This window comes from Actinokineospora diospyrosa, assembly GCF_024171925.1.
Lineage (GTDB): Bacteria > Actinomycetota > Actinomycetes > Mycobacteriales > Pseudonocardiaceae > Actinokineospora > Actinokineospora diospyrosa.
Window position 1 is genome coordinate 142,206 of the sequence record NZ_JAMTCO010000010.1, and the last position, 22,357, is coordinate 164,562.

General features: G+C 67.8%; 19 protein-coding genes and 1 tRNA gene. 6 read left to right on the top strand and 14 right to left on the bottom strand.

Annotated features, from left to right (window positions below; translation table 11 throughout):
• Positions 1–25: 25 nt before the first annotated feature.
• The 8 genes from galT to LV75_RS20995 all read right to left on the bottom strand — a co-directional run bounded on the left by galT (position 26) and on the right by LV75_RS20995 (position 7,052).
• Positions 26–1,093, bottom strand: coding sequence for a galactose-1-phosphate uridylyltransferase (gene galT, locus LV75_RS20960; RefSeq protein ID WP_253888689.1), 1,068 nt, complete (start codon positions 1,091–1,093; stop codon positions 26–28).
• A complete protein-coding gene (locus LV75_RS20965) occupies positions 1,090–1,899 on the bottom strand; it encodes a DeoR/GlpR family DNA-binding transcription regulator (protein WP_253888690.1) in 810 nt (269 codons plus the stop codon). The genes galT and LV75_RS20965 overlap by 4 nt, the downstream gene beginning before the upstream one ends.
• Positions 1,900–1,965: 66 nt before the next feature.
• Positions 1,966–3,360 carry a HAMP domain-containing sensor histidine kinase gene (locus LV75_RS20970; protein ID WP_253888691.1) on the bottom strand — a complete coding sequence of 465 codons (1,395 nt, stop codon included), beginning with the start codon at positions 3,358–3,360 and terminating at the stop codon, positions 1,966–1,968.
• Complete coding sequence (locus tag LV75_RS20975; RefSeq protein WP_253888692.1) at positions 3,360–4,067, bottom strand: response regulator transcription factor; 708 nt, start codon at positions 4,065–4,067, stop codon at positions 3,360–3,362. The genes LV75_RS20970 and LV75_RS20975 overlap by 1 nt, the downstream gene beginning before the upstream one ends.
• Before the next feature lie 41 nt (positions 4,068–4,108).
• A complete protein-coding gene (locus tag LV75_RS20980; protein WP_253888693.1) occupies positions 4,109–4,720 on the bottom strand; it encodes a trimeric intracellular cation channel family protein in 612 nt (203 codons plus the stop codon).
• 18 nt (positions 4,721–4,738) lie between these two features.
• The gene (locus tag LV75_RS35580) at positions 4,739–5,899 is read right to left on the bottom strand and encodes a GNAT family N-acetyltransferase (RefSeq protein ID WP_253888694.1); all 1,161 of its coding nucleotides are present in this window, start codon (positions 5,897–5,899) and stop codon (positions 4,739–4,741) included.
• Positions 5,896–6,738 carry a 3-hydroxyacyl-CoA dehydrogenase family protein gene (locus LV75_RS20990; protein ID WP_308211014.1) on the bottom strand — a complete coding sequence of 281 codons (843 nt, stop codon included), beginning with the start codon at positions 6,736–6,738 and terminating at the stop codon, positions 5,896–5,898. The genes LV75_RS35580 and LV75_RS20990 overlap by 4 nt, the downstream gene beginning before the upstream one ends.
• Positions 6,735–7,052, bottom strand: coding sequence for an EthD family reductase (locus LV75_RS20995; protein WP_253888695.1), 318 nt, complete (start codon positions 7,050–7,052; stop codon positions 6,735–6,737). Before LV75_RS20995 ends, LV75_RS20990 begins: the two co-directional genes overlap by 4 nt.
• Before the next feature lie 53 nt (positions 7,053–7,105).
• On the opposite strand from LV75_RS20995, the gene LV75_RS21000 reads away from it, so the two are divergent.
• Together LV75_RS21000 and LV75_RS21005 are read left to right on the top strand one after the other, a co-directional pair.
• Positions 7,106–7,747, top strand: a complete 642-nt coding sequence (locus LV75_RS21000) for a histidine phosphatase family protein (protein WP_253888696.1) — start codon at positions 7,106–7,108, stop codon at positions 7,745–7,747.
• 247 nt (positions 7,748–7,994) lie between these two features.
• A complete protein-coding gene (locus LV75_RS21005; RefSeq protein WP_253888697.1) occupies positions 7,995–9,527 on the top strand; it encodes a GGDEF domain-containing protein in 1,533 nt (510 codons plus the stop codon).
• On the opposite strand, the gene LV75_RS21010 is transcribed toward LV75_RS21005, so the two are convergent.
• The gene (locus tag LV75_RS21010) at positions 9,503–10,150 is read right to left on the bottom strand and encodes a response regulator (protein WP_253888698.1); all 648 of its coding nucleotides are present in this window, start codon (positions 10,148–10,150) and stop codon (positions 9,503–9,505) included. The two genes, LV75_RS21005 and LV75_RS21010, sit on opposite strands and share 25 nt — an antisense overlap.
• A gap of 362 nt (positions 10,151–10,512) precedes the next feature.
• On the opposite strand from LV75_RS21010, the gene LV75_RS21015 reads away from it, so the two are divergent.
• The gene (locus LV75_RS21015; protein ID WP_372504209.1) at positions 10,513–13,218 is read left to right on the top strand and encodes a penicillin acylase family protein; all 2,706 of its coding nucleotides are present in this window, start codon (positions 10,513–10,515) and stop codon (positions 13,216–13,218) included.
• 44 nt (positions 13,219–13,262) lie between these two features.
• On the opposite strand, the gene LV75_RS21020 is transcribed toward LV75_RS21015, so the two are convergent.
• Both LV75_RS21020 and LV75_RS21025 read right to left on the bottom strand, forming a co-directional pair.
• Positions 13,263–14,468, bottom strand: a complete 1,206-nt coding sequence (locus LV75_RS21020) for an ABC transporter permease (protein ID WP_253888700.1) — start codon at positions 14,466–14,468, stop codon at positions 13,263–13,265.
• Positions 14,465–15,376, bottom strand: a complete 912-nt coding sequence (locus tag LV75_RS21025) for an ABC transporter ATP-binding protein (protein ID WP_253888701.1) — start codon at positions 15,374–15,376, stop codon at positions 14,465–14,467. Before LV75_RS21025 ends, LV75_RS21020 begins: the two co-directional genes overlap by 4 nt.
• 171 nt (positions 15,377–15,547) lie before the next feature.
• Here LV75_RS21025 and LV75_RS21030 point away from each other — a divergent pair.
• A tRNA-Arg gene (locus LV75_RS21030) sits at positions 15,548–15,623 on the top strand.
• Positions 15,624–15,835: 212 nt separating this feature from the next.
• On the opposite strand, the gene LV75_RS21035 is transcribed toward LV75_RS21030, so the two are convergent.
• Positions 15,836–16,306: an Lrp/AsnC family transcriptional regulator gene (locus tag LV75_RS21035; RefSeq protein WP_253888702.1), complete on the bottom strand. Its 471-nt coding sequence runs from the start codon at positions 16,304–16,306 to the stop codon at positions 15,836–15,838.
• Positions 16,307–16,433: 127 nt separating this feature from the next.
• On the opposite strand from LV75_RS21035, the gene LV75_RS21040 reads away from it, so the two are divergent.
• A complete protein-coding gene (locus tag LV75_RS21040; RefSeq protein WP_253888703.1) occupies positions 16,434–17,981 on the top strand; it encodes an MFS transporter in 1,548 nt (515 codons plus the stop codon).
• A gap of 132 nt (positions 17,982–18,113) precedes the next feature.
• Here LV75_RS21040 and LV75_RS21045 read toward each other — a convergent pair whose 3' ends face one another.
• The gene (locus LV75_RS21045; RefSeq protein ID WP_253888704.1) at positions 18,114–18,713 is read right to left on the bottom strand and encodes a hypothetical protein; all 600 of its coding nucleotides are present in this window, start codon (positions 18,711–18,713) and stop codon (positions 18,114–18,116) included.
• 86 nt (positions 18,714–18,799) lie between these two features.
• Between LV75_RS21045 and LV75_RS21050 the strand changes: the two genes are divergently transcribed.
• The gene (locus tag LV75_RS21050) at positions 18,800–21,961 is read left to right on the top strand and encodes a KAP family P-loop NTPase fold protein (protein ID WP_253888705.1); all 3,162 of its coding nucleotides are present in this window, start codon (positions 18,800–18,802) and stop codon (positions 21,959–21,961) included.
• Here LV75_RS21050 and LV75_RS21055 read toward each other — a convergent pair whose 3' ends face one another.
• Complete coding sequence (locus tag LV75_RS21055) at positions 21,962–22,333, bottom strand: VHL beta domain-containing protein (RefSeq protein WP_253888706.1); 372 nt, start codon at positions 22,331–22,333, stop codon at positions 21,962–21,964.
• Between the last annotated feature and the right edge of the window lie 24 nt (positions 22,334–22,357).

A 22,357-nucleotide genomic window follows, 5' to 3' on the forward strand; every position in this document is an offset into this window, starting at 1 on the left:
CTGTGCGGAACCCGTGTTTTCGGGTTCAGCCCGCGGAGGCCGCCCTCAGCCGCTCGGCGAGGTGCTCCGGCGTGCCGTCGTTGATCCAGACCGCCATGCCGGATTCCGAACCCGCCAGGTACTTCAGCTTGTCCGCGGTCCTCTGGGTGGAGAAGACCTCTAGGTGCAACCACGTGAGATCACGCCCCACCTTGGCGGGGGCCTGGTGCCACGCAGCTATATAGGGCAGTTCCCCGTCATAGAGCCTGTCTAACCTGCTGAGCACGTTCAGGTACACCTCTGCGAAGTCATCTCGCTCTGTTTGGGTGAGCGCTGGCAGATCAGGGACCTGTCGGTGCGGCACTACGTGCACCTCGATCGGCCAACGCGCCGCGGCGGGGACGTAGGCGGTCCAGTGCTGGGAAGAGGCGACTACCCGGGTGCCCTCCGCGCGTTCGTGGGCGAGGACATCACCGAGGATGGGACCGCCGTGGGCCTGCGCGACGGCGAGCATCTTCTCGGTGCGGGGCGTCACGAACGGGTAGCCATAGATCTGACCGTGCGGGTGGCTCAAGGTCACGCCTATCGCGTCGCCGCGGTTCTCGAACGGGAACACCTGCTCAACGCCAGGTAGGGCTGACAGTGCTTCCGTGCGATCCGCCCACACGTCTACGACTGTGCGCACTCGTGCGGGGGTGAGCTGGGCGAAGGAAGATTCGTGGTCTGAGGTGAAGCAGACGACCTCACACCTGCCCAGGCCCGGGGCGCTCGGTATCAAACCGGACACTGTTTCCCCTACCGCGTTCTGGGAGACCGAGGGGAAGCGGTTCTCGAACACGACGACGTCGTAGTCGGCTTCGGGTATCTCGGTCGGCCGCTCTGGCGCGGACGGACACAGTGGACACAGCCCTGCGGGCGGCTTGTAGGTCCTGGCCTGCCGGTGGGCGGCGATGATGACCCACTCGCCGGTCAGCGGGTCGCGGCGGATCTGCGAGAGGGTCTCGTTGCGCGGCAGGTCGCGGGTGTCGACGGCGACCCGGGCGCGGGCGCCGGGGGTGTCGTCGAAGTAGATGATCTCGCGGCCGTCGGCCAGCCGGGCGGCCGTGCGCCTCACGCCTCGGCCTCGGCGAGCTCCTCCACCTCGGGCAGCGCTTGGGCCACGACCAACTCGCCGACCCGCTCGCGCAGCACGGTCACGGCGTCCGCGGGCAGCCCGTCGTCGGTGATCAGCACGTCCGCCTCCTCCAGCGCGGCGACGGTGGAGATGCCGACGACGCCCCACTTGGTGTGGTCGGCGATCACCACGAGCTTGCGACCGGCCTCGATCAGCGCGCGGTCGGTCTCACTCTCGTTGATGTTCGGCGTCGTGAAGCCAGGCCCTTCCGCCATCCCGTGCACGCTCAGGAACACCATGTCCAGGTGCAACGAACGTAAGGCCCGCACGGCGACTGGGCCAACCAGGGCGTCGGAGAGGGTCCGCACCCCACCCGTTAGCACTACCGTGCGATCTGGCCGCCCACCCGCGCGGAGCACATCGGCCACGCGGATGGAGTTGGTGACAACGGTCAGTTCGGGCACTGTGTCGAGGAACCTGGCGAAGGTCGACGTCGTGGTGCCCGCGGAGATGCCGATGGCCGTGCCGGGACGGATAAGAGCGGCCGCGTAGGCGGAGATGGCTTCCTTCTGCGGCAGCGATCGCACTGACTTGCCTTCGAAGCCCGGTTCGCGGTTGGCCCTGCCGACCGCGGTTGTGGCACCGCCGTAGACCTTCTCCACGAGGCCGCGCTTGGCCAGCACGTCGAGGTCGCGACGGATGGTCATGTCGGACACGCCCAGCCGGACAACCAGGGCATGCACCTGGACGGCGCCGGTGCGCCGGATCTCCTCCAGGATCAGTTCCTGACGCTGACGTGCGAGCACAACACAATTCTACGCAGTCAAACGAGCGGTTCTGTTTACCCGCGATGCCTTCTTACCCCGGTCGGCTCAGTCAGCCCTGCCGGGCAGCCGCATCGCCATTAGGGCACCGCCGTCCGCGGACCTACTAGCGAACACAGATCCACCATGGCGTTCCGCTGCCTGCTTCACGATCGCCAAGCCCAGTCCTGAGCCGGGCAGCGTTCGGGCCTCCTGCGACCGGTAGAACCGGTCGAAGACGTGCGGGAGGTCCTCGTCGCTGATGCCGGGGCCCGCGTCGGCCACCTGCAGGAAGACGTAACCGTCGCCCGCCGCGGTCAGCTCGACCCGCACGACACCGCCCGGCGGGCTGAACTTCACCGCGTTGTCCAGCAGGTTCAGCACCGCCCGCTCCAGCGAGGCGGCGTGGCCGATCAGGTGCCACGGCTGCAGGCGCACGTCGAACCGGACGTCGTTGGCGCGCCTGCGGGCCCGGTCGAGCGCCTGCTCGATGACCTCGGTGAGCTCCACGTACTCCTGCACCGCCGGGGCGGCGTCCTCCCTGGCCAGTTCGACGAGGTCGCCGATGAGCTGGGTGAGTTCGTCGAGCTGGGCGCGCAGGTCGTCCTGGATCTCGGTGCGGTCCTGGGCGGACAGGTTCGGCGCGCCCGGGGCCTCCGAGGCCAGCAGCAACTCCAGGTTGGTGCGCAGCGAGGTGAGCGGGGTGCGTAGCTCGTGCCCGGCGTCGGCCACCAGCCTGCGTTGCCGTTCCTGGGCTTCGGCTACCGCACCCAGCATCGTGTTGAAGCTGCTTGTCAATCGAGACAGCTCATCGTCCCCGGCAACGGGGATGGGTCTTAGCTCGCCGGTTCTAGTTACCCGTTCCGCCGCAGCGGTGAGGCGTTGGACGGGTCTTAGGCTGCCGCGCGCGACAGCGGTACCAGCCAGGGCGGCGACGATGATGCCGGATCCACCGATGACGATAAGGACGACGGCGAGCTTGCCCAGCGAGCTCTTAGTCGAGTCCAGTGGTTGGGCCAAGACGAGCGCGGTGCCATCGAGGAACGGGTACTGCACGGCATAGACCCGCGCGTCGGTGCCTTGGTCGGTGCGGAAGTAGTCCTGCTTGACCCCGGCGGCGACCTTGAGCTCCTCCGGGCCGATCGGTGGCCGGATCACGAGGCTGTTGATCGCCGACAAGCCGCTGTCGTCGACGACGTCGAACTTGATGTCCGACAAGTCCAGGAAGATCCGCGGGATCTGGGTGCGCCCCTCGGCGACTACCTGGGTGTTGCTGAGCAGGGCGGAGGCGCGCTCCCGCAGGTTGTCGTCGACCTGCTCGTAGAGGCCGCGCGACACGGTGATGTAGGCACCGAGCGACACCAGGGCCACCGCGCCGCCGACGCAGAACGCGGCGAGCAGGGTGATGCGGGACCGCAGGGACACCCGCTGTGTCGATCGGGCCCCGAGGTGGGGGTCGGTCATCAGGGTGGGGTCTCCCGCAGCACGTAGCCGACACCGCGCACGGTGTGGATCAACCTGGGCTCGCCCTCCGCCTCGGTCTTGCGGCGCAGGTAGCCGACGTAGACCTCCAGCGCGTTGCCCGAGGTCGGGAAGTCGTAGCCCCACACCTCCTCGAGGATGCGGCCGCGGGTGAGCACCTGCTTCGGGTGCGACAGCAGCAGCTCGAGCAGCGCGAACTCGGTGCGGGTGAGGCTGATCGCGCGCTCGCCGCGGCGGACCTCGCGGGTGCCGGGGTCCATCTCCAGGTCGGCGAAGCCGAGCGTGGGCGCGGTGCTGGTCAGCTGCTCGTGGGCGGCCCGGCGCAGCAGCGCGCGCAGCCTGGCGAGCAGCTCCTCCAGCGCGAACGGCTTGGGCAGGTAGTCGTCCGCGCCCGCGTCGAGGCCCGCCACCCGGTCGGAGACCAGGTCGCGCGCGGTGAGCACGAGGATGGGCAGGTCGTCGCCGACACCGCGCAGCCGCCTGCACACCTCGAGCCCGTCGAGGCGGGGCATCATCACGTCGAGCACCATGGCATCGGGCCGGTTGACCGGTTCAGCACCGGCACCCAGCACGGACTCCAACGCCTGTTGGCCGTCGCTGGCGAGGTCTACCTGGTAGCCGTTGAACTGCAGCGACCGCCGAAGGGACTCGCGCACGGCCCGGTCGTCGTCGACTACCAGAATGCGCATGCGATCAGTGTTCCCTGCGCTGCTGAGACGCGCCTGAGAGTTCACCTATCGAGTCCTCTGGCCACCGGGGCGTTCCACTGCTTCCAGAGCGCTAGGACGCGGATGGCGACGACGATCGCCGCGCTGACAACCGCGACTGGAGCCGCAGGCCAGCCCACCTTCGCGCCCACGACGACCACGACCGCACCGGCTAGAGAAGCCAGCGCGTAGATCTCACGGCGGAGGACCAGCGGGATCTCGCGAAGAAGTAGATCGCGCATGGCGCCGCCGCCGATCCCGGCGGTCATACCGATCAGGCAGGCGGTGTAGGCGGGGACACCCGTGGCGAGCGCGGTAGCGGTACCGGAGACCGTGAACAGACCCAGCCCGACAGCGTCGGCCAAGAGCACCGCGCGCCGCAGCCTGGCCACTTGGGGGTGGAAGCCGAAGACCCCCAGGGCAGCGGCCACGGGTACGACCAGGTACGTCCAGTCCCGGAGGCTGGTGGGCGGGTGGATGCCGAGCAGGACGTCTCGGATGATGCCGCCGCCCAGGGCTGTGGTGAGCCCCAGGACGACGACTCCGAAGACATCAAGCCGCGCCCGGACGGCGGCCAACGCCCCTGAGGCCGCGAACACGGCTAGGCCTATCAGTTCAAGGACGATGAGCAGCACAAACTGGCAGCGTAGTACTCAGAACGACTCGCCCAGGTGGACCGGGTGCGGCGCGCCGGTGAGCCTGTCTAAGGCAGCGGCGGCCTCGTGCGAGCCGGTCAAGAGGCCTGCCCGGCGCAGGGAAGCCGAAGAGGCGGAGCCCGCGAACCAGGGACCGAGCGCGCGAGCCTCCATCTGCACGGCACCGCCGCCACCCGGTTCAGCCGCCACCGCGCCTTCTTCGTGGACCAAGCGCCAGCGACCGGCCTGCCATGGGGCGTGCGGGTCGGTGACCTCGATGTCGACCGTGAACGGTTTTGCCTCGGCCAGGGCAGGCCAACCGCGTGCGGCTACCGCTACCGGGAGATCGACCACCCGGGTCATGAAGTCGTGGACTTCAAAGCCCCGCTGGATGCCTCCAGGCACTGTTAGGTCCAACAGGGTGGGGTCCAGGAGTCGGATGGACGCGTCGGTGATCGTGCCTGCCCAGCTCGCGAGTTGCCGCAGGAGAGCGTGGGCCGTGTCGACGTCGTCCGCGATCAGGTCGTGGACGCGCAAACGTTTGCCGTCCGGGCGGGCCGCGCTGAGGAAGCCACGCAGTCCGTCCTCGCCCGGGGCGACCGTGAGGACGTCGAGTTCGAGCTTGCGCGAGATGTCGAACCCTGGCGCGGAGCGGTCGAGCGTGCCGTCGACCGTTGACGCTGTCCTGAGGTAGCAGGCGTGGATGTCGCCCAGGTCCGCGCGGGTCGCTGGGCGCACCGGGACTGACGCGCGCGGCGTCGCCGCGAGGTCGGACAGCGTCAACAGGGCTACCTGCATGGTGCCCACGTGTTCCCAGCCGTAGCGGCGATAGGGAGGGATGACGTACGGGTAGAGCGTTGAGATCGACTGGCCCTGCTCGCGCATGAGCACCAGCGATTCAGCGAGGAGCCTGCCTGCCACGCCGGTGCCACGCGCGTGTGGCTGCACCGCCACGCTCGCCACCCCACCCATCGGCACAGCACGACCGCCGAAGAACTGGTGGTAGTTCCACACGCGTAGGTGGCCCGTGATCCCGGTGTCGTCCTGTGCGACAAGAGCACTCGCTGAACCAGGCGGGGCATCCGGCGTCGACGGCGGCTCTTTGGGGCCGCCGAAGGACAGGCGTCGCAGGTGGTAGACGTCCTCGAAGTCTTCGTCAGCGTAAGGACGAACCGTCACCACGAGAAGAAGCCCTGTCCCGTCTTACGCCCCAGTTCGCCGCGAGCCACCTTGTCACGCAGCAACTGCGGCGCTTCAAAGCGCGGGCCGAGCTGCTTAGCGAGGTGATCAGCGATGGAGAGCCGCACGTCAAGACCGACAAGATCGGTCAAGCGCAACGGGCCCATAGGCCATGCGTAACCCAAGCGCATGCCGGTGTCGATGTCGTCGGCAGACGCAACACCCTCTTCGAGCATGCGGATGGCTTCTAGGCCGACGGCGACGCCCAGGCGGGAGGTAGCGAAACCGGGCGAGTCACGGACCTCGATGACGGTCTTGCCCAGTGCCTCAGCCCATCCGCGCACGGTAGCGACAACTTCGCCAGGCAGGCCCGAGTGCACGACCAGCTCCACGAGCGCCTGCACGGGGACCGGGTTGAAGAAGTGCATGCCGATCAAGCGCTCACCAGGCAATCCCCGGGCGATCTCGGCAATCGAGAGCGACGAGGTGTTGGACGCCAGCACCGCCTCCGGGCAGCGCCGCGCGACGGCCTCGAAGATCGAGCGCTTGAGTTCGATCTTCTCCGGCACGGCCTCGATGACCAGCGCGGTGTCCGCGGGCAGCGCGGCGAGGTCTTCCACTGTGGACAACCGGCTGAGCAGCTCGGCCGCTGGCGCGTTGAGCTTGCCGCGCTCCTGGGCCTTGGTCAGTGACGCCTCGACGTTGCCGACCCCTATCGCCGCCCGCTCGGCATCGGCCTCGGCGAGTACGACAGAGCTACCCGCGGCTAGGAAGACGTGCACGATGCCCGCGCCCATCGTCCCGCCGCCCACTACGGCAACCGAGCCAGGAACAGTCACGCACGCACCTCCGCGGCGAACATGGCGACCAGGTCGAGGCCACCGATCTCGGACAGGTTAGCCCCGGCGGCCTGCCACTCCGGCGACGTCAGCGCGACCTTCAAGGCCGCCTCGTCCGCGAAGTACATCTCGGCGACCAGGTAGGGCTGGCTCTCGCCGAGGAAGCCGTGCACGAACGTACGGCGCACCTTCGCCACTTCCCACTTCAGCAGGCCGGGCGTCTTCTCGATGAGCGGTAGATGGCTGGTGAAGTACTTCTCGTCGAAGTCCTCCGGCTCGTCCGGCCGACGGTACAAGGCGATGTACTTAATCACTGATGTGCTCCAGGGTAGGTCGGCCAGCGTGGACATTGGGCACGATAGTGAGTGTGCGGATCATCTTGCTGCGGCACGGCGAGAGCCTGGGCAACATCGACGAGCTCGCGTACTGCCGCATCCCCGACCACGCCCTCCCCCTGACGACCCGAGGCGAGGCTCAAGCCCGCGCCGAGGGCGAGCGCCTGCGCGCGCTCCTAGCCGGAAAGCCGGTCGCCGCGTACGTAAGCCCGTACGTGCGCACCATGCGCACCTTCGAACTGTTAGACCTGCCTGTAGAACGCCACGTGCAGGAACCCCGGTTGCGCGAGCAAGACTGGGGGAATCTGCAGGACCCGGTGGAACAACAGGTCCAGAAGCAGAAGCGCCACGAGTTCGGGCACTTCTTCTACCGGCTCGCACACGGCGAGTCCGGGGCGGACGTGGATGACCGGGTGGCGAGCTTCCTCTCGGAGCTGGAAACCCGGGTCGAGCACGACCCGAGCCACCCGGACACCGCCCTGGTGGTGTCGCACGGGCTGACGATGCGGCTGCTGTGCAGGCGGATGTTCTCCTGGAGCATCGAGCTGTTCGAGTCGCTGTCGAACCCGCCGCACTGCGACCACCGGATCCTGACCTACGCCGATGGCCGGTGGGAGCTCGACCGACCGTTCACCCAATGGCGGTCATCACCGGACGAAAGCACGCAGCTGTGAGGAGATCCGGGGGTGGGGATGCTCGATGCGGTGAACTTGTTCTGCGGGACCTCTACGACACCCGTGGCAGGACCGCACAGCAGGGGCCGAAAGGCATGGCCCTGTCAGCGAACGACGCTAGGCCCCCGCACAACAAGCGGGTGGTTACCGCTGATCCGGCAATTCGCGTACTCCGTTCGGGTTGGGCCGCACGCGGCTTGTAGCCTGGCCGGAACTGTGTCGTAGGACACGAACGGGCCGCCGTTCGATGAGACAAGCCGAGGACGGTGTGGGGCACGACGACCAAGGCGCAACCGAGGCGTTGCTGGCGGACCAAGAGGTCCGCCTGCTCATCGACGCGGGTCGGGCGAACGAGGCGAACTCGCTGTTCGACCAGTTGCTGGCCAAGGTGCCACCGGACCTCGACCCGTGGGCCAGGGCGGCCATCCTCACCAGGCGCGCGGTCGCCGCGTGGCGGCTCAAGCGGATCCCGCTCGCGCTCGAGCTGGCCGCCGAGGGGTGGAGCGACATCGACGCGGAGACCCCGACCGGGTCGCACGCGGCGGACACCCTGGGTCGGCTGGGGTACCTGCTCGACGGCATCGGCCACCGCCGGGCGTCACTGGACATCTCCCGAGTGGCGGTCGACGTCGCTCGAACCGGTGAAGACCGGGAGGTCCTCGCGCACTGCCTGCAAGGACTGGCGGGCACGCTGAACTTCCGCGCCTGCGAGCTCCCGGCGGAGTTGGCGGAGGCGACCTTCCAGCAGGCCATCCCACTGTTCGAGGAGGGCCTGACGCTTGTCACGGAGGGGCGGATCCACCTGTCTCTGCTCGCCGCGTACGGGGCGGCCTTGGCGGGCATCGGCGAGCTCACCCGCGCCGAGAAGACCGCCAACGATGCCCTCACTCTCGCGGCGCGGCAGGACAACCGGTGGGCGCGGTCGGTGGGCAACTGGGTCTTGTCGATGATCCGGCGCAGGCAGGGCCGCCTTGACCAGGCAAGTGGATTCGGTCGGATCGCGGTAGACGAGGCCGAGCGGATCAACGACGCTTCACTGCTGCAGCGGTACTCCCAGGACCTGGCTGACATCTGCCACGAGAACGGCGACGCCGTTGGCGAGGCCGAGGCCCTGCGGCGCAACATCTCGGCACGGCGCATGGCGATGGAGACGTTGCAGGAGGGGCTCGGCCAGGCCCTCGAACAACGCAGGCTGGCGATCCGGGCGCAGCGGCTGGCGACGGCGGCGCAGGAGCTGGCCACACGAGACCCGTTGACGGGCCTGTCGAACCGCCTGGGGCTCGAACGCTCCGCGCAGGGCATCTTGGACCGGGCGACGGCAGCGGGGCGCATCCCGTGGCTCGTGCTGATCGACGTCGACTGGTTCAAGAGCGTCAACGACGCCGCCGGGCACGCGACCGGCGACGCCGCACTGCGCGAGGTCGCGCAGCTGCTGCGGGCCGAGTGCCGCGGCGGTGACCTGATCGCGCGGTGGGCGGGCGACGAGTTCGTCGTCCTGCTGACCGACGCGGTGACCGATCACTCCGAGGGTCGCACCAGCCCGGTCGGGGTGGCCGTGGCCGAGCGGATCCGGCTCGCCGTCGACCGGCACGACTGGACCGCCGTGCTCGGGGCAACGCAGCGCCCCACGGTCAGCGTGGGTGTCGCCACCGGCCACGACACGCTGGAGCGGCTGTTCGCCAACGCCGACATCGCGCTCTACCGAGCCAAGCGGCACGGCCGCAACCGCGTCGAGGTCTACACCCCCGCCGAGGACTACGCGATCAAGCCGCCCCGGTAGGCCACCAACGCGGCCTGCACGCGGTTGACGGCCCCGATCTTGCCGAGCACCGCCGACACGTAGCCCTTGACGGTGGCCTCCGACAGGTGCAACTGCTGGCCGATCTCGGCATTGGACAACCCGTGGCCGACGAGGCTGACAACTTCCAGTTCGCGGTCGGACAGCATCGCCAGCAGCCGTTGCGCGGGTTCAGCGGCACGCGCGCCGTCGGCGACGGTGGTCACTACGCGCGCGGCGACCTTCGGGTCCAAGACAGCGCCACCGACGGCGAGGTCACGAACAGCCTTGATGAGGTGGATGGGCTCGGTGTCCTTGAGCAGGAAGCCGTTCGCGCCGATCCGCAGCGCCTCACGCACGTACTCATCCACGTCGAAGGTCGTGAGCATAGAGACAGCGGGCGGCTGAGGCAGGGCCATCAGCGCGCGTAAGGCATCTATGCCATCGCAGGTGTTCATCCGGATGTCCAGCAGAGCCACGGCGGGCCGGTGGAGCCTGGCGAGCTCGGCCACGTGGACACCGTCGTCGCACTCGGCGACGACCTCGATGTCACCCGCGCTGGACAGGATGGTCCGCAGACCCGACCGGACCAGGTCCTCGTCGTCCGCGATGAGCACTTTGATCACATGCGCCTCCCGGCTGGCGTCACTCCATCACCAAGTATCGGTGCATGCCGTGAGATCTTACCTCCAGGCGCTCGGGGGTACTTGACAAGGTCGCGGCAAAGCTGAACCCCTTTCGCGAACGTGCTACGCGTCGGTAACGTGACCGACCGTTACGCCTTCTCGAGAGGAGTCTCGGTATGGCCAAAGTCGCCCTAGGCACTGTCCTGCAAGTCAAGCACGCGCTATCGGCGCCCGCGCGGCCCCTGGCCGCACGGGCCGGAAAGCCCAAGTACAACCCGGTACGTGCGGCTTCCCGTCCGCACGCCCAGGGACCACGCGGATCACCGATCCCACGCACCAGACTTACAGGACAGCGCCTAGCCCTGACCAGCGCGCTGGTAGCGGTGACCATCTCCCCACCACTCGCCACCGCCACAGCTGCGCCCGTGGTGGTCGACCATTGCTTAAGCCAGTGCTCGGACATCGTCCCGCCGGGCCAGAACGGCAACGCCACCGTCGTCGACATCTTGGCGCACAAAGCCTTCGGTACCCGACCTAAGCACGCCGACGACCAGCTAGGCCGCTACGACGCCCTGGCCAAGGGCTATCCCACCTTGACCACAGAGAAGATCAGCTCGTTCTTCAACGACGCGTCGTTCGGTGTGCCCGCAGGGCAGGTGGAGAGCACTCGCAAGCCGCGAGCGGATGTCACCATCATCCGCGATAAGGCCACCGGGACACCGCACATCTACGGCACTACCCGGTCAGGTACGACGTTCGGCGCCGGTTACGCCGCTGCGCAAGACAGGCTGTTCTTGATGGACGTGCTGCGACGCGTCGGTAGAGGCCAACTGACTCCGTTCGCGGGTGGGGCTCCTGCCAACCAGCAACTGGAGCAGGACTTCTTCGCGGATGCCCCCTACACCGAGGCGGAACTCCAACGCCAGATCGACGCCGCTGCCGCGTCCGGCCCGCTCGGAGCACAGGCGATGGCGGACGCAAAGTCCTATGTAGAGGGCATCAATCAGTACATCTCCGAGTCTTATAGCGGGCGGTACTTCCCCGGCGAGTACGTGCTTCTAGGGCACATCGACGCCATCACAAACGCTGGCCGTATCGCGCCTTTCACGCTGACCGACCTCACTGTCATCACGGCTGTCATCGGCGCTCAGTTCGGCGGGGGTGGCGGCGGAGAGGTGCAGTCCGCGATCGCCAAGCTCGCCATCCAGGAGCGGTACGGCGTCGTCGAGGGTGAGAAGGTCTGGCAGGGCCTGCGGTCCGAGGACGATCCCGAGCACATCCACACGGTTCACAACGGGCAGACCTTCCCCTACGGCAAGCGACCAGCCAACCCGCGCGGGGAGGCTCTACCGGACAAGGGGTCGGTTACGCCTCAACAGCTCGTGTTCGACCGCAAGACGTCGTTGGCGCCTGCACGGACCAGCCCTGGCTTGGAGTCCGTGCGCGGGATCTTCGACAAGGGTGTGTTGCCAGGCGATCTAGTCGAGAACAAGCACGGCATGTCCAACGCTCTGCTGGTGTCCGGCGCCCACAGCAAGAGCGGGCACCCGGTGGCAGTGTTCGGGCCGCAGACCGGCTACTTCGCCCCACAGTTGCTCATGCTGCAAGAGTTGCAAGGGCCGGGGATCAGCGCGCGTGGTGCGTCCTTCGCGGGCATCAGCTTCTATGTGCTCCTCGGCCGCGGGCAGGACTACGCGTGGAGTGCCACTAGTTCCGGGCAGGACATCATCGACACCTATGCGCTAGAGCTCTGTTCGCCAAGCGGCGGCCCTGCCACGAAGGACAGCAACAGCTACTTGATGGGTGGCCAGTGCATCCCCATGGATGTCGTGGAGCGCAAGAACTCCTGGTACTCCTCGGTGGGCAGCACGGCTCCTGCGGGCTCTTACACGCTTCGCTCGTACCGCACCAAGTACGGCCCTGTCACCCACCGCGCGACTGTTGGCGGTAAGCCTGTCGCCTACGCCAAGCTGCGGTCGACCTACCTGCGCGAGTTGGAGTCGGTGATCGGCTTCCAGGAGTTCAACGACCCGGCCGCGATCCGGTCAGCGGCGGACTTCCAGCGCGCGGCCTCGCACGTCGGCTACACCTTCAACTGGTTCTATGCAGACTCCAAGGACATCGCCTACTACAACTCCGGCGACAACCCGGTGCGCCAACAGACGGTGGACCCTGGCATGCCGGTCTGGGCCAACGCTGGCTATGACTGGGTGGGTTGGAACCCAGCCACCAACCGCGCCACCTACACCTCTTACGAGCAGCACCCGAATGTCGTCAATCAGGACTACCTGATCTCGTGGAACAACGGCCAGGCACCGGGTACCGCGGCTGCCAACCTTGAACGCCAGTCGGTGCACCGAGGTGATCTGCTCGATGCGCGCGTCCGGGCGCTTATTGCGAATGGCGGGAAGGTAGACCGAGCGTCCCTGACCAAGGCGATGGCCGAGGCTGCTCTAGCCGACCTGCGCGCCGAGAGGGTCCTACCGCAGCTTCTTAGGGTCATCGGCGCCAGCGACGCGGCTCCGGTCGTTCAGCTGAGGCAGTGGCTTGCGGCGGGTGGATTGCGCACGGAGACAGCGCAGGGCAGCAAGGTTTACGCACATGCTGACGCCATCCGACTACTCGACGCTTGGTGGCCGTTGCTGGTCCGCGCCGAGTTCGAACCTGGCCTCGGTAGCGCTGCCTACGCTGAGCTGACCAGGCGGATCAAGATTGACGAGACTCCCGCCAGCCACCAAGGCTCGTCGTTCCAGGTCGGCTGGTGGGGCTATGTGCACAAGGATCTGCGCGCCGTACTGGGCGACCCGGTAGCGGCACCGTTGGGCAAGAAGTTCTGCGGCAACGGCGACCTCAACAGGTGCAGGCAGGTCCTACTGGACACGTTGAACCAGGCTGCGGCGACGCCGAAGGAGCAGGTCTATCCCGGTGGCGGCGGATGCGCTGCCGACGACCAATGGTGCTCTGACGCGATCATCCACAACGCGCTCGGTGGCATCACCCAGGCGCCGATCAGCTTCCAGAACCGCCCCACCTTCCAGCAGGTGGTGGAGTTCCCAAGTCATCGATGAACAAAGGTGGGGCCCTCATGTAGAGGGCCCCACCTTGTGGAGGTTCAGGAAGCGCGAAGAGCGTCGCGCAGCTTGACCTTGGCTCCGCTGCGGGTAACCGCGTTGCGGTAGATCCGCCCGGACAACCACACGAGCCCTGGGATAAGAGCGACGACGAGCACAACGGCGAGGGCCGCCTCCCACACCGGGACGCCACCCATGGCCAATCGCATCGGCATCAGCGTCGGGGCGAACAGCGGGACCATCGACAGGACCTCGACCAGCTTGTTGCCCGGGTCCGACGGCAGGATCGAGATGCCGAGCACGTAGCCCAGGATCACGAACATCAGCGGCGGCGTGATGACCCCACCGATGTCCTCTTGGCGTGAGACCAGCGCACCAAGTGCAGCGAACACAAGTGAGTAGGCGAAGAACCCGAGCAAGAACCAGACGACCAGCCAGACAGCCGTACCGATCGCGGTTGAAACCGAGATGGTCAGCACCCCGGTCGCCAATCCCGCGGCTATCCCGCCTCCACCGATCACCGCCATCTGCACCAAGCCGACCGTGCCGATGCCGACGACCTTGCCCAGCATCAACTGCCAGGGCCGGATCGTGGCCAGCAGCAGCTCCACCACCCGGCTCGACTTCTCCTCGACCACGCCCTGCGCCACCGACTGACCGTTGATCAGCAGCGACATGTAGATCAGGATCCCGGCGATCATGCCGATCACCAGCTGCTGGCCGTTGTAGTCGAAGGGCGGCTCCAGCGGCTTGACCTCGGCCTTCGCGCCCGCGATCTGCTGGCTGACCTCGGCGGGGTCGCCGCCCAGGTCGCGGATCTCCTGGTTGAGCGCGAGCTGCCCGGCCAACGCGTTGAGCGCGGTGCGCAGCTTGTCGTCGATCTCCTTCTTCACGATGACGACGATCTTGTCGCCGTCGCCGACCAGCAGCGCGTCGAGGTCGCCGGAGTCCACCTGGGCCCGACCCGCGGCCTCGTCGACCTGCCGGGTGTCGATGGTCTGGCCGATCGAGCTGGCGGTCGCCTTGAGCGGGGCCTCCAAGGCCACCGAGCCGCCGGAGACGCCGACGGTGGCGTCCGACCCGCCGGACAGGAACTTCATGACCAGGGTGAAGCCGACCAGCAGGACCAGCGTGGCCGCGGTGGTGATGATGAAGGCCTTCGAGCGCAACCGGGTGTTGATCTCGCGGCCCGCGACGAGGCCGACGGCCTCCCAGTTGCCGACGCGGACATCGGGCAGCGCGCTCACGCGGCCACCTCCTCGGACACGACGTTGCGGAACAGCTCGGTCAGCGACTGCCTGCGCCGGGAGAACTCGGTGACCGGCCCGGTCGCCAACGCGGCCCGCAGCACGGCCTGGTCGTCGGCGGCGGGCCCGAGCTCCAGCACGGTCTGGGTCCCCACGTGCTCCTTGACGGTCACCCCGGCCAGCCCGTCGGCCCACTGCTTGGGGGCCTGCGGCGCGTCGACGACCAAGTGGACGGTCCCGCCCGCGCGCAACGACTCGACCGTGTCGCAGGCGACCATCTGTCCATTGCGGACGATCCCGACCCGGTGGCAGAGCCGCTCGACCAGGTCGAGCTGGTGGCTGGAGAACACCACCGGCACACCCTCGGCGGCCTTGTCCTGCAGCACCCCGCTCATGACGTCCACCGCGACCGGGTCCAACCCGGAGAACGGCTCGTCCAGCACCAGGATCGTCGGGTCGTGCACCAGCGCGGCGGCGAGTTGCACGCGCTGCTGGTTGCCCAGGCTCAGCTTCTGCACCTCGTCGTCGCGGCGCCCGGCCACGCCGAGGCGCTCGGTCCACTCCTCGACCGACCGGCGGGCCCGCTCGGTCGAGAGGCCGTGCAGCCGGGCCAGGTAGACGAGCTGCTCGCCGACCTTCATCTTCGGGTAGAGCCCGCGCTCCTCGGGCATGTACCCGATGTGCCGCCGCGTCTCCAGCGTGATCGGCTCCCCGGCCCACCGCACCACCCCGGCGTCGGCCGCCAACACCCCGAGCGCGATCCGCATCGTCGTCGTCTTCCCGGCCCCGTTGGACCCGACGAACCCGAACAGCTCCCCCGCCCCCACCGCGAACGTCATCTCCCGCAACGCCACGACGTCCCCGTACCGCTTGGAGACCCCGTCGATCTCCAACCGCCGCTCAGCCACCCCGACTCCCCTCTTCCACAGCCCGTACCAGGGGTATCCTGCCCAACCCGCAAGCGGACCGACATCCGGTATCGCCCCTAGTGGACCACCCACTCACGTCCCTGATCGTCCCCCCTGAGGACGACCCCCACCTGGTCCACAGGTAGCCCCCCGGTAAGGTGTCTGGCGCCGGCCCTCGTAGCTCAGGGGATAGAGCATCGGTTTCCTAAACCGTGCGTCGCAGGTTCGAATCCTGCCGGGGGCACCACCTTTCGCCGGGTGAAATCGAGCCCTGACCAGCGCAAAGCCGGTCAGGGCTCGATCTTGTCTTGTCCGGCTGTGTCTGGGCCTACCGGGCCATGTACGGGTGTCTGTGCCGAATACGTGCCGAAGGTGCGGAGGCGGGCGCCTAGCGGAACACATGCCGGGTCGATGACACCTCACCTGGCGGCACACCGGCTCCCGGCTTTGGAACGCGCGTTAGGCGTGGTCGTCGGCGGGTGGCAGGGTGCGGCCGTGCACGGGGCTGGAGAAGACGATGTTGGTGGTGAGGTGGCCGAAGGTGACGAGCTTGCCGGTCAGGTCTTCCAGGTCGGCCATTGATCGGGCCAGGACTTTCAGCAGGTAGCAGTCGTCGCCGGTGAGGTGGTGCGCCTCGGTGATCGCGGGTGTGGCCTGGAGCAGGTCGCGGAACGGGTTGGCGACGCCGGTGGTGAGGCGGACGCGGATGAACGCGGTCAGCGGGTAGCCGAGGGCGGCGGGGTTGATGACGGCCCGGTAGCCCTGGATGACGCCGTGGTCGGTCAGGCGCCGCACCCGGTCTGCGGTGGACGAGGCCGACATGTTGACCGCTCGCGCGAGGTCGGCGGTGCTCATCCGCCCGTCCTGTTGCAGGAGTTGGAGGATGAGGTCGTCGGTCGCATCGATCGTTAGCCGCTGATCCGAAGGCACATGGGCGAACATACCACGGTTCCAAAGCCTGAACCGGGAAGAATGCCATTCTTTCCCCGTTCCGCCGCAGGGCTTTGGAGAGCATCATTTCGTCGGCTCATGCACCCGCTGACGAAGAGGCCATTCGATGACTGTCGCTCCCGCTCGTGGACAAGGAATCGCGCTGGCGGCGCTGTGCTTGTCCGCTCTGATGTTCGGTCTGGAGATTTCCAGCGTGCCGGTGATCCTCTCGACCATCGGCGAGGTGCTGCACGGCGATTTCACGGATCTGCAATGGACGATGAACGCCTACACGATCGCGTGCACGACCGTCCTGATGGCCTCGGGCGCCTTGGCGGACAGATTCGGCCGCAAGCGGTTGCTGGCGATCGCGGTCGCCACATTCGGCGCCACCTCGCTGCTGTGCGGGCTCGCACAAGACGTCACGGTGCTGATCGTAGGCAGGGCGCTGCAAGGCATGAGTGGCGGCACGATGCTGATCTGCCAGGTGGCGATCCTCTCGCACCAGTTCCCGGCCGGACGGGAGCGCACCCGCGCTTTCGGCGCCTGGGGAATCGTATTCGGCACCGGCCTCGGATTCGGGCCGGTCATCGGCGGCGGGCTGGTCGCGCTGTCGAACTGGCGTTGGGTCTTCCTCGTGCACGCGGTCGTGGCCGCGGTCACCCTGATCCTGATCTTCCGGGGTGTGCGGGAGTCCCGCGACCCGACGGGGAACAGGCTGGACATCGGCGGGATCGTCACGCTGTCCCTCGCCGTGTTCGGGCTGGTCTTCTTCATCACCCAGGGGCCCGGACTGGGCCTGAACAGCGTCGCAACGCTCGGCAGTCTGGTGCTCGCGATGGCTTTCGGTGCCGCGTTCGTCGTCGTTGAGCGGTCCGGTTCGCACCCGATGATCGATTTCTCGGTGTTCCGGATCCGCGCGTTCTCCGGCGCTCTGCTCGGCTCCGCGGGCATGAACTTCAGCTACTGGCCGCTCATGATCTACCTGCCGATCTACCTCCAGCGCGGTCTCGGCTACGGCACCGCGGCGACCAGCCTCTGCCTTCTGGCGTACACGATCCCGACATTGGTGCTCCCCCCGGTCGCGGAGCGGCTCGCGGTGAGGTACCGACCGGGAGTGATCATCCCCGCGGGCCTGTACCTCATCGGGCTCGGATTCGTACTGCTCCACCTGGGAAGTGGCGTGGCCGACGCGGGCTGGGTGACAGTGCTTCCGGGCTCGTTGCTGGCAGGCACGGGCCTCGGCCTGGCCAACACGCCGGTCACCAACACGACCACCGGCTCGGTGCCCGCCGACCGATCAGGCATGGCGTCCGGTATCGACATGAGCGCCCGGATGATCTCGCTGGCGGTCAACATCGCGCTGATGGGACTGATCCTGACCCTGGGCATCTCCGCGAGCCTGAGCGAACACCTGCAGCTCAGCGGGCCGCAGGTACAGGCACTCGCCGAACACGTGGCCAACGGGGACGACCTCGCCGCACTGATGCTGGCCTTCCCCGCACTGCCCGACCTGGACTCGACCGGTACACTCGTGAGATCGGCCTTGACGCACGGGTTCGGCCTGATCACGCTCTACGGCGGCATCGCGGTCTCAGCCTTGGCAACCACCAGCCTCATCATCTTCCGCGTCCGTCAGCGCACCCGGGTCAAGGGCCGTCGCAACGGCGGGTGACCGCTCGCGGAGCAGGGCGGCGGGCTTCGCCCCCGGACCTCCGACCGGGACCCGAGCGGCTGCGGTACGGCCGCCCAGGACTCGCCTTTCGCCGTACTCGACAACACCGAGGTTCCTAGTACCAATGCCGCATCAGGCTCCGGCGGGGTCCGGGGTCGGGATCCGCCAGTGGATGGTGACCTGGTCCTCGAGGGGGAGGCTGGGAGCGCCGATGACGACCTTGTCGATCAGGTAGCGGATGATCAGCCACTGGGCTTCCGGTGAGCTGGACCCCCATCTGGCCTCGGTCATCGTCATGGCTTGCAGCAGGGTGGTCGGATCGGCTTCCAGTTCGAGCAGTTCGTCGGCGTCTTCCGGTGCTGGGCCTGCCTTGAGGGCCGCGACGGAGCGGGCCAAGAGGTTGGGTTCGGCGGATAGCCGCGCGCAGATCATCTCGGCGATGTGGTTGTCGAGGTAGGTCGCGTCTATGTGCGCGTGTTCGTCGGGGACTTCGGCGGGGTCGGGGGCGCCTGGGTGGTCACCCTTGAGGATGGCCAAGAGGTTGCGGAGGTAGTTCTCCGGGCCGAGTTCTCGGACAAGCCGGATGTTGGCCTGGATCCACTTCTCCTCGTCCATCAACGGCTTGTGCGGTAACGCCAGCGTGGGGTCCATCTCTATCGCGTAGAACGGGTTGGCCACCACCTTGACCACCTCAGCCGGGGTCCACCCGCTGGTGTCGACCTCGTCCGACATCTAGACCTCCTCTTCGTTGCCTGGCGTTGCGCGGGATACTCCCATCCACGTCGCCGCTGTGTTTGGGGGAATCTGTGAGCGATCCGATGAATCACGTCACTGATGCCGGGCGGCGGGTGCTGACCGCTGCGACTGTCGCCGCGAATGAGGCTGGGTACGCGATGCCGGGCAACGGGCACCTGTTGCAGGCGCTGGTCAACGACAAGTCGAACTTGGCTGCGCGAACGCTTGCGGCTCTGGGGGTCTCACACGAAGAGGTAGTGCGGGTTGTCGGTGAGGGTAGTGCCAACGACGTGTCGGTGGCTGGTGCCATGCAAGAGGTTGTGGACACCCTCAACTCCGCGGAGAACTTCGCGTCCCGCTTAGGGCACCTGTTTCTGGGGCCTGAGCACATGCTGCTCGCCCTAGTGGCAAAAGAGGACACGTTGACCGGAAAGGTGTTGCGAGACCTGGGAGTCACGGTCGACAAAGTGTTGGCCCGGGTTGTTGTCGCGACGGGTGGTGACTTGATCGGGATGGAGGTCGGCAGGCAGTGGCTGCCGCTCCCACCTGGGCCGGACGGCTACCTCGCGGGACCGGAGTTGGCCAGGCTGGTCAACCTGGTCGAACTGGGCGCCGATCGCATCGAGGTGGTCGGGGTGGCGGGCTCCGGGCGGACGGCGATGATCACTGTGCTTGCTGGTCTCGTCGAGGACATGTTCGCCGGTGGTGTTGTGCTCGACTTGGCGGCCGAGCGGTACGGCAGGCTTGGGGCGGGCCCGTTCCTGTGGATCGTCGACGCCGGGGTGGAGCGGGTGGTGGAGCGGCGGGCGCGCACCACGGTCCGGGTCGTCGACGCGGGGGCTGTGCCGACTACCGAGCACGTCGTCGAGGTCGCCGGTTTGGGGCCGGATCGGGGGGCGGCGCTGCTGGCGGGCGCGGCGGGTGTCGACCGGTCGCGGGTCGCGCCAGGGCTGCTCACCGCGCTCGACACGCCAGCCGCTGTCCTCTCCCTGGCTCGGCTGGTGGCCCGAGCGCCGGACCTGGCGTCTTCCGCGTCCCTCGATCACCTGGTCGAGGGCCTGTTCGACCGGATGAGCCCGGCCGAGGTGGTCGTCGTCGGGCGGATGACGGCACTCGGCGGGGCGGCCGGGCACGAGAACGACCTCGACCTGATCACCCGCGACCGGCTCGACCCGGCCGATGTCGCCGCTGCCGTGTCGGCGCTCGCGGAGCGGGGCGTCGTCGAGCGCGGGTCGTTCGGGGTCCGGCTGCACCCCCTGCTGCGGGACCCGGCGGCCAGGCGGTTGGCCGCCGACGAGTCGTCCGCCGCGCTGGATGTGCTGGCTGATCGGGTACGGGCGCTCGCGGAACTGCGTGCGGGCGCGAGTCCTGAACCCCGGCTGCTCAGCGACCTCTGGACCACGGAGGACCACCTGGCGCACGGCGACTACGCGGACGCCATCGCCGCGTTCGTCCGCCACCGCGACACCGAGCCGCCCCTGACGATCGCGGTCAAGGCGCCGTGGGGAGCGGGCAAGACCTCGCTGATGCGCATGGTCCAGGACCGTCTCGACCCCGGCGCCCGGGTTGGCCGGGCCCGGCGGCTGCGGCTGGCCCGGCGCGGTGACCAGGGCAGGCGCGGTGACCAGGGCGGGCGGGTGAGCAACGGGGAGGTGCTGCGGCGCAGTTGGTGGCGGCGCGGCGGGGAGCGCCAGGTCGCCGAGCTCGACTCGCCGAGTGACTTGATCGTCGCGGATTGGCGGCCGACGGTGTGGTTCAACCCGTGGGTCTACCAAAGCGGCGACCAGGTGTGGGCCGGGTTGGCGACCGCGGTGATCGAGCAGGTCACCGACCGGTTGCCCCGGCCCGCGCGGGAACGGTTCTGGCTCCGGTTAAACCTAGGAAGACTCGACGGCGGTGCCGTGCGGCGTCAGCTTTACCGGGCCGCAGCTGAACGTTTGCCTCTGCTGGCTGTCTTAGTACTAGGTCTGATGGGTGTCGTTGCCGCTGCGGTGGCGGTTGCTCCGGAATCGCTAACCAGGGCCATACCAGTGTCCGCAGGGTGGCTGACTGCGTTGGTGGGTGCTGCGACGGCAGCTATCGGGGCCGTCCGATTTCTCGCTACCCCGGTCGCGGGCGCTGCTCCTTCGCTTGTCAGCCCTCTTACGTGGGCGTCCGGCGGTCGGTCGGCAACCGCTACAACGCTAGATGCCTACGACAAGGCTCACGGCGATCCCGGCTATGACACCAAACTCGGGTTCCTACACGCCGCCCGAAAGGACATGGGGCGCGTGCTCGACTTGGTGGCCACCCGCGAGCGGCCGGTGGTGGTCTTCGTCGACGACCTCGACCGTTGTTCGACCGGCACGGTGCGGGTCGTCGTCGAAGCCTTGAACGACTTCATGACCGGCACGTTCCCGAACTGCGTGTTCGTCCTCGGCATGGATCCGGCTGTTGTCGCCGCGCACATCGAGTCCGGGTACACCCCGCTCGTCGACGCCATGAAGGCGCAACGGGTGTCGGCAGACACATCAGCCATCGGGTGGCGGTTCCTTGAGAAGTTCATCCAGCTGCCCTTGAGCCTGCCTGAACCCAACCGGGAGACGGCAATCAGCTCTTATGTAACCGCGCTGCTGGGGCGTCCGACTCCCGCCGCACAGGCAGCCCTACCGTCAGCTCGGGCGACTGACGCTGCGCTCGTTGAGAGGCTCGTGCGCAGGATCGAGGAAAGCCGCCCGACCCGCGACACCTTGCGCGAGGCGATGGTCGAGGCCCAGCGGGCCGAGCTGGGGCACAGCGCCGATGTGCTCCCCGAGGCACTTCGAGCGGCGGACCGGGTGCACGAGAACCTCCGCTCATCGGCGGATGAACAGGCGGTGCTGGAGGCGGCGCTGTCGGTGCTGAACTCGGCCAACCCGCGCGAGATCAAGCGGTACATCAACCTGTTCCGGTTCCACAGCTTCATCGCCCACCGCCTGGGGTTGGCGGGGAAGGAGCGGCCGTCCGGAGAGGTGATCGCGAAGCTCGCGGTGTTCGCCATCCGCTGGCCGGATCTTGTCGTCGCGCTACGCGCTAGTGCCGCGGCGGTCGACCACCCGGTTGTCAGCTTGGAGAACGCGGCACGCACGAGCGGCGGCGAGTGGTCTGATGCCCTTGGTGACCTGGGCGTCAACGTCACGGAAGGCCTACCGCCGTGGACGACCGCGCTGCGCGAGTTCCTCGCTAAGGAGCCACAGATCGGGCAGGCTGCGCGGCTGCTGTTGTGACTAGTCGATGACTACTTCGACCTGGTCGCGGGAGGCGGTGATGCGGGCCGTTTCCTTGCCGTCCGGGGTTCGGGCTATCCAGATGTGGCCTACGTAGGTGGGCTGGTCGTAGGTGGCTTGGGGGGCGAGGGTTTGGTAGAGCTTCTCGTCGCCTTCGAAGGTGAGCCAGTAGATGTTGAGGGGGGTGGTTGCGTGGTTGATGAAGGTGAGGGTGACGGTGTCCTGTGAGGCTGGGGAGCGGTCCGGACGGGAGGCCGTTGTGGTGATGTTGGCGTCGGTGGTGATGCCCGCGTCTGTGGGGGTGCCTTGGATGGGCGAGCTGCACGCTGCGGTGACCAGGCTGAGTAAGGCGAGGACTAGCAGCGTGCGCATGGGGTATCTCCGCAGGTCGTGGGG

Bases quoted from the DNA above. Each gene is read 5' to 3' on its own strand.
- LV75_RS20970 (WP_253888691.1), bottom strand. From the start codon at position 3,360: ATGACCGACCCCCACCTCGGGGCCCGATCGACACAGCGGGTGTCCCTG.
- LV75_RS20975 (WP_253888692.1), bottom strand. From the start codon at position 4,067: ATGCGCATTCTGGTAGTCGACGACGACCGGGCCGTGCGCGAGTCCCTT.
- LV75_RS21005 (WP_253888697.1), top strand. From the start codon at position 7,995: ATGAGACAAGCCGAGGACGGTGTGGGGCACGACGACCAAGGCGCAACC.
- LV75_RS21040 (WP_253888703.1), top strand. From the start codon at position 16,434: ATGACTGTCGCTCCCGCTCGTGGACAAGGAATCGCGCTGGCGGCGCTG.
- LV75_RS21045 (WP_253888704.1), bottom strand. From the start codon at position 18,713: ATGTCGGACGAGGTCGACACCAGCGGGTGGACCCCGGCTGAGGTGGTC.
- LV75_RS21050 (WP_253888705.1), top strand. From the start codon at position 18,800: ATGAATCACGTCACTGATGCCGGGCGGCGGGTGCTGACCGCTGCGACT.
- LV75_RS21055 (WP_253888706.1), bottom strand. From the start codon at position 22,333: ATGCGCACGCTGCTAGTCCTCGCCTTACTCAGCCTGGTCACCGCAGCG.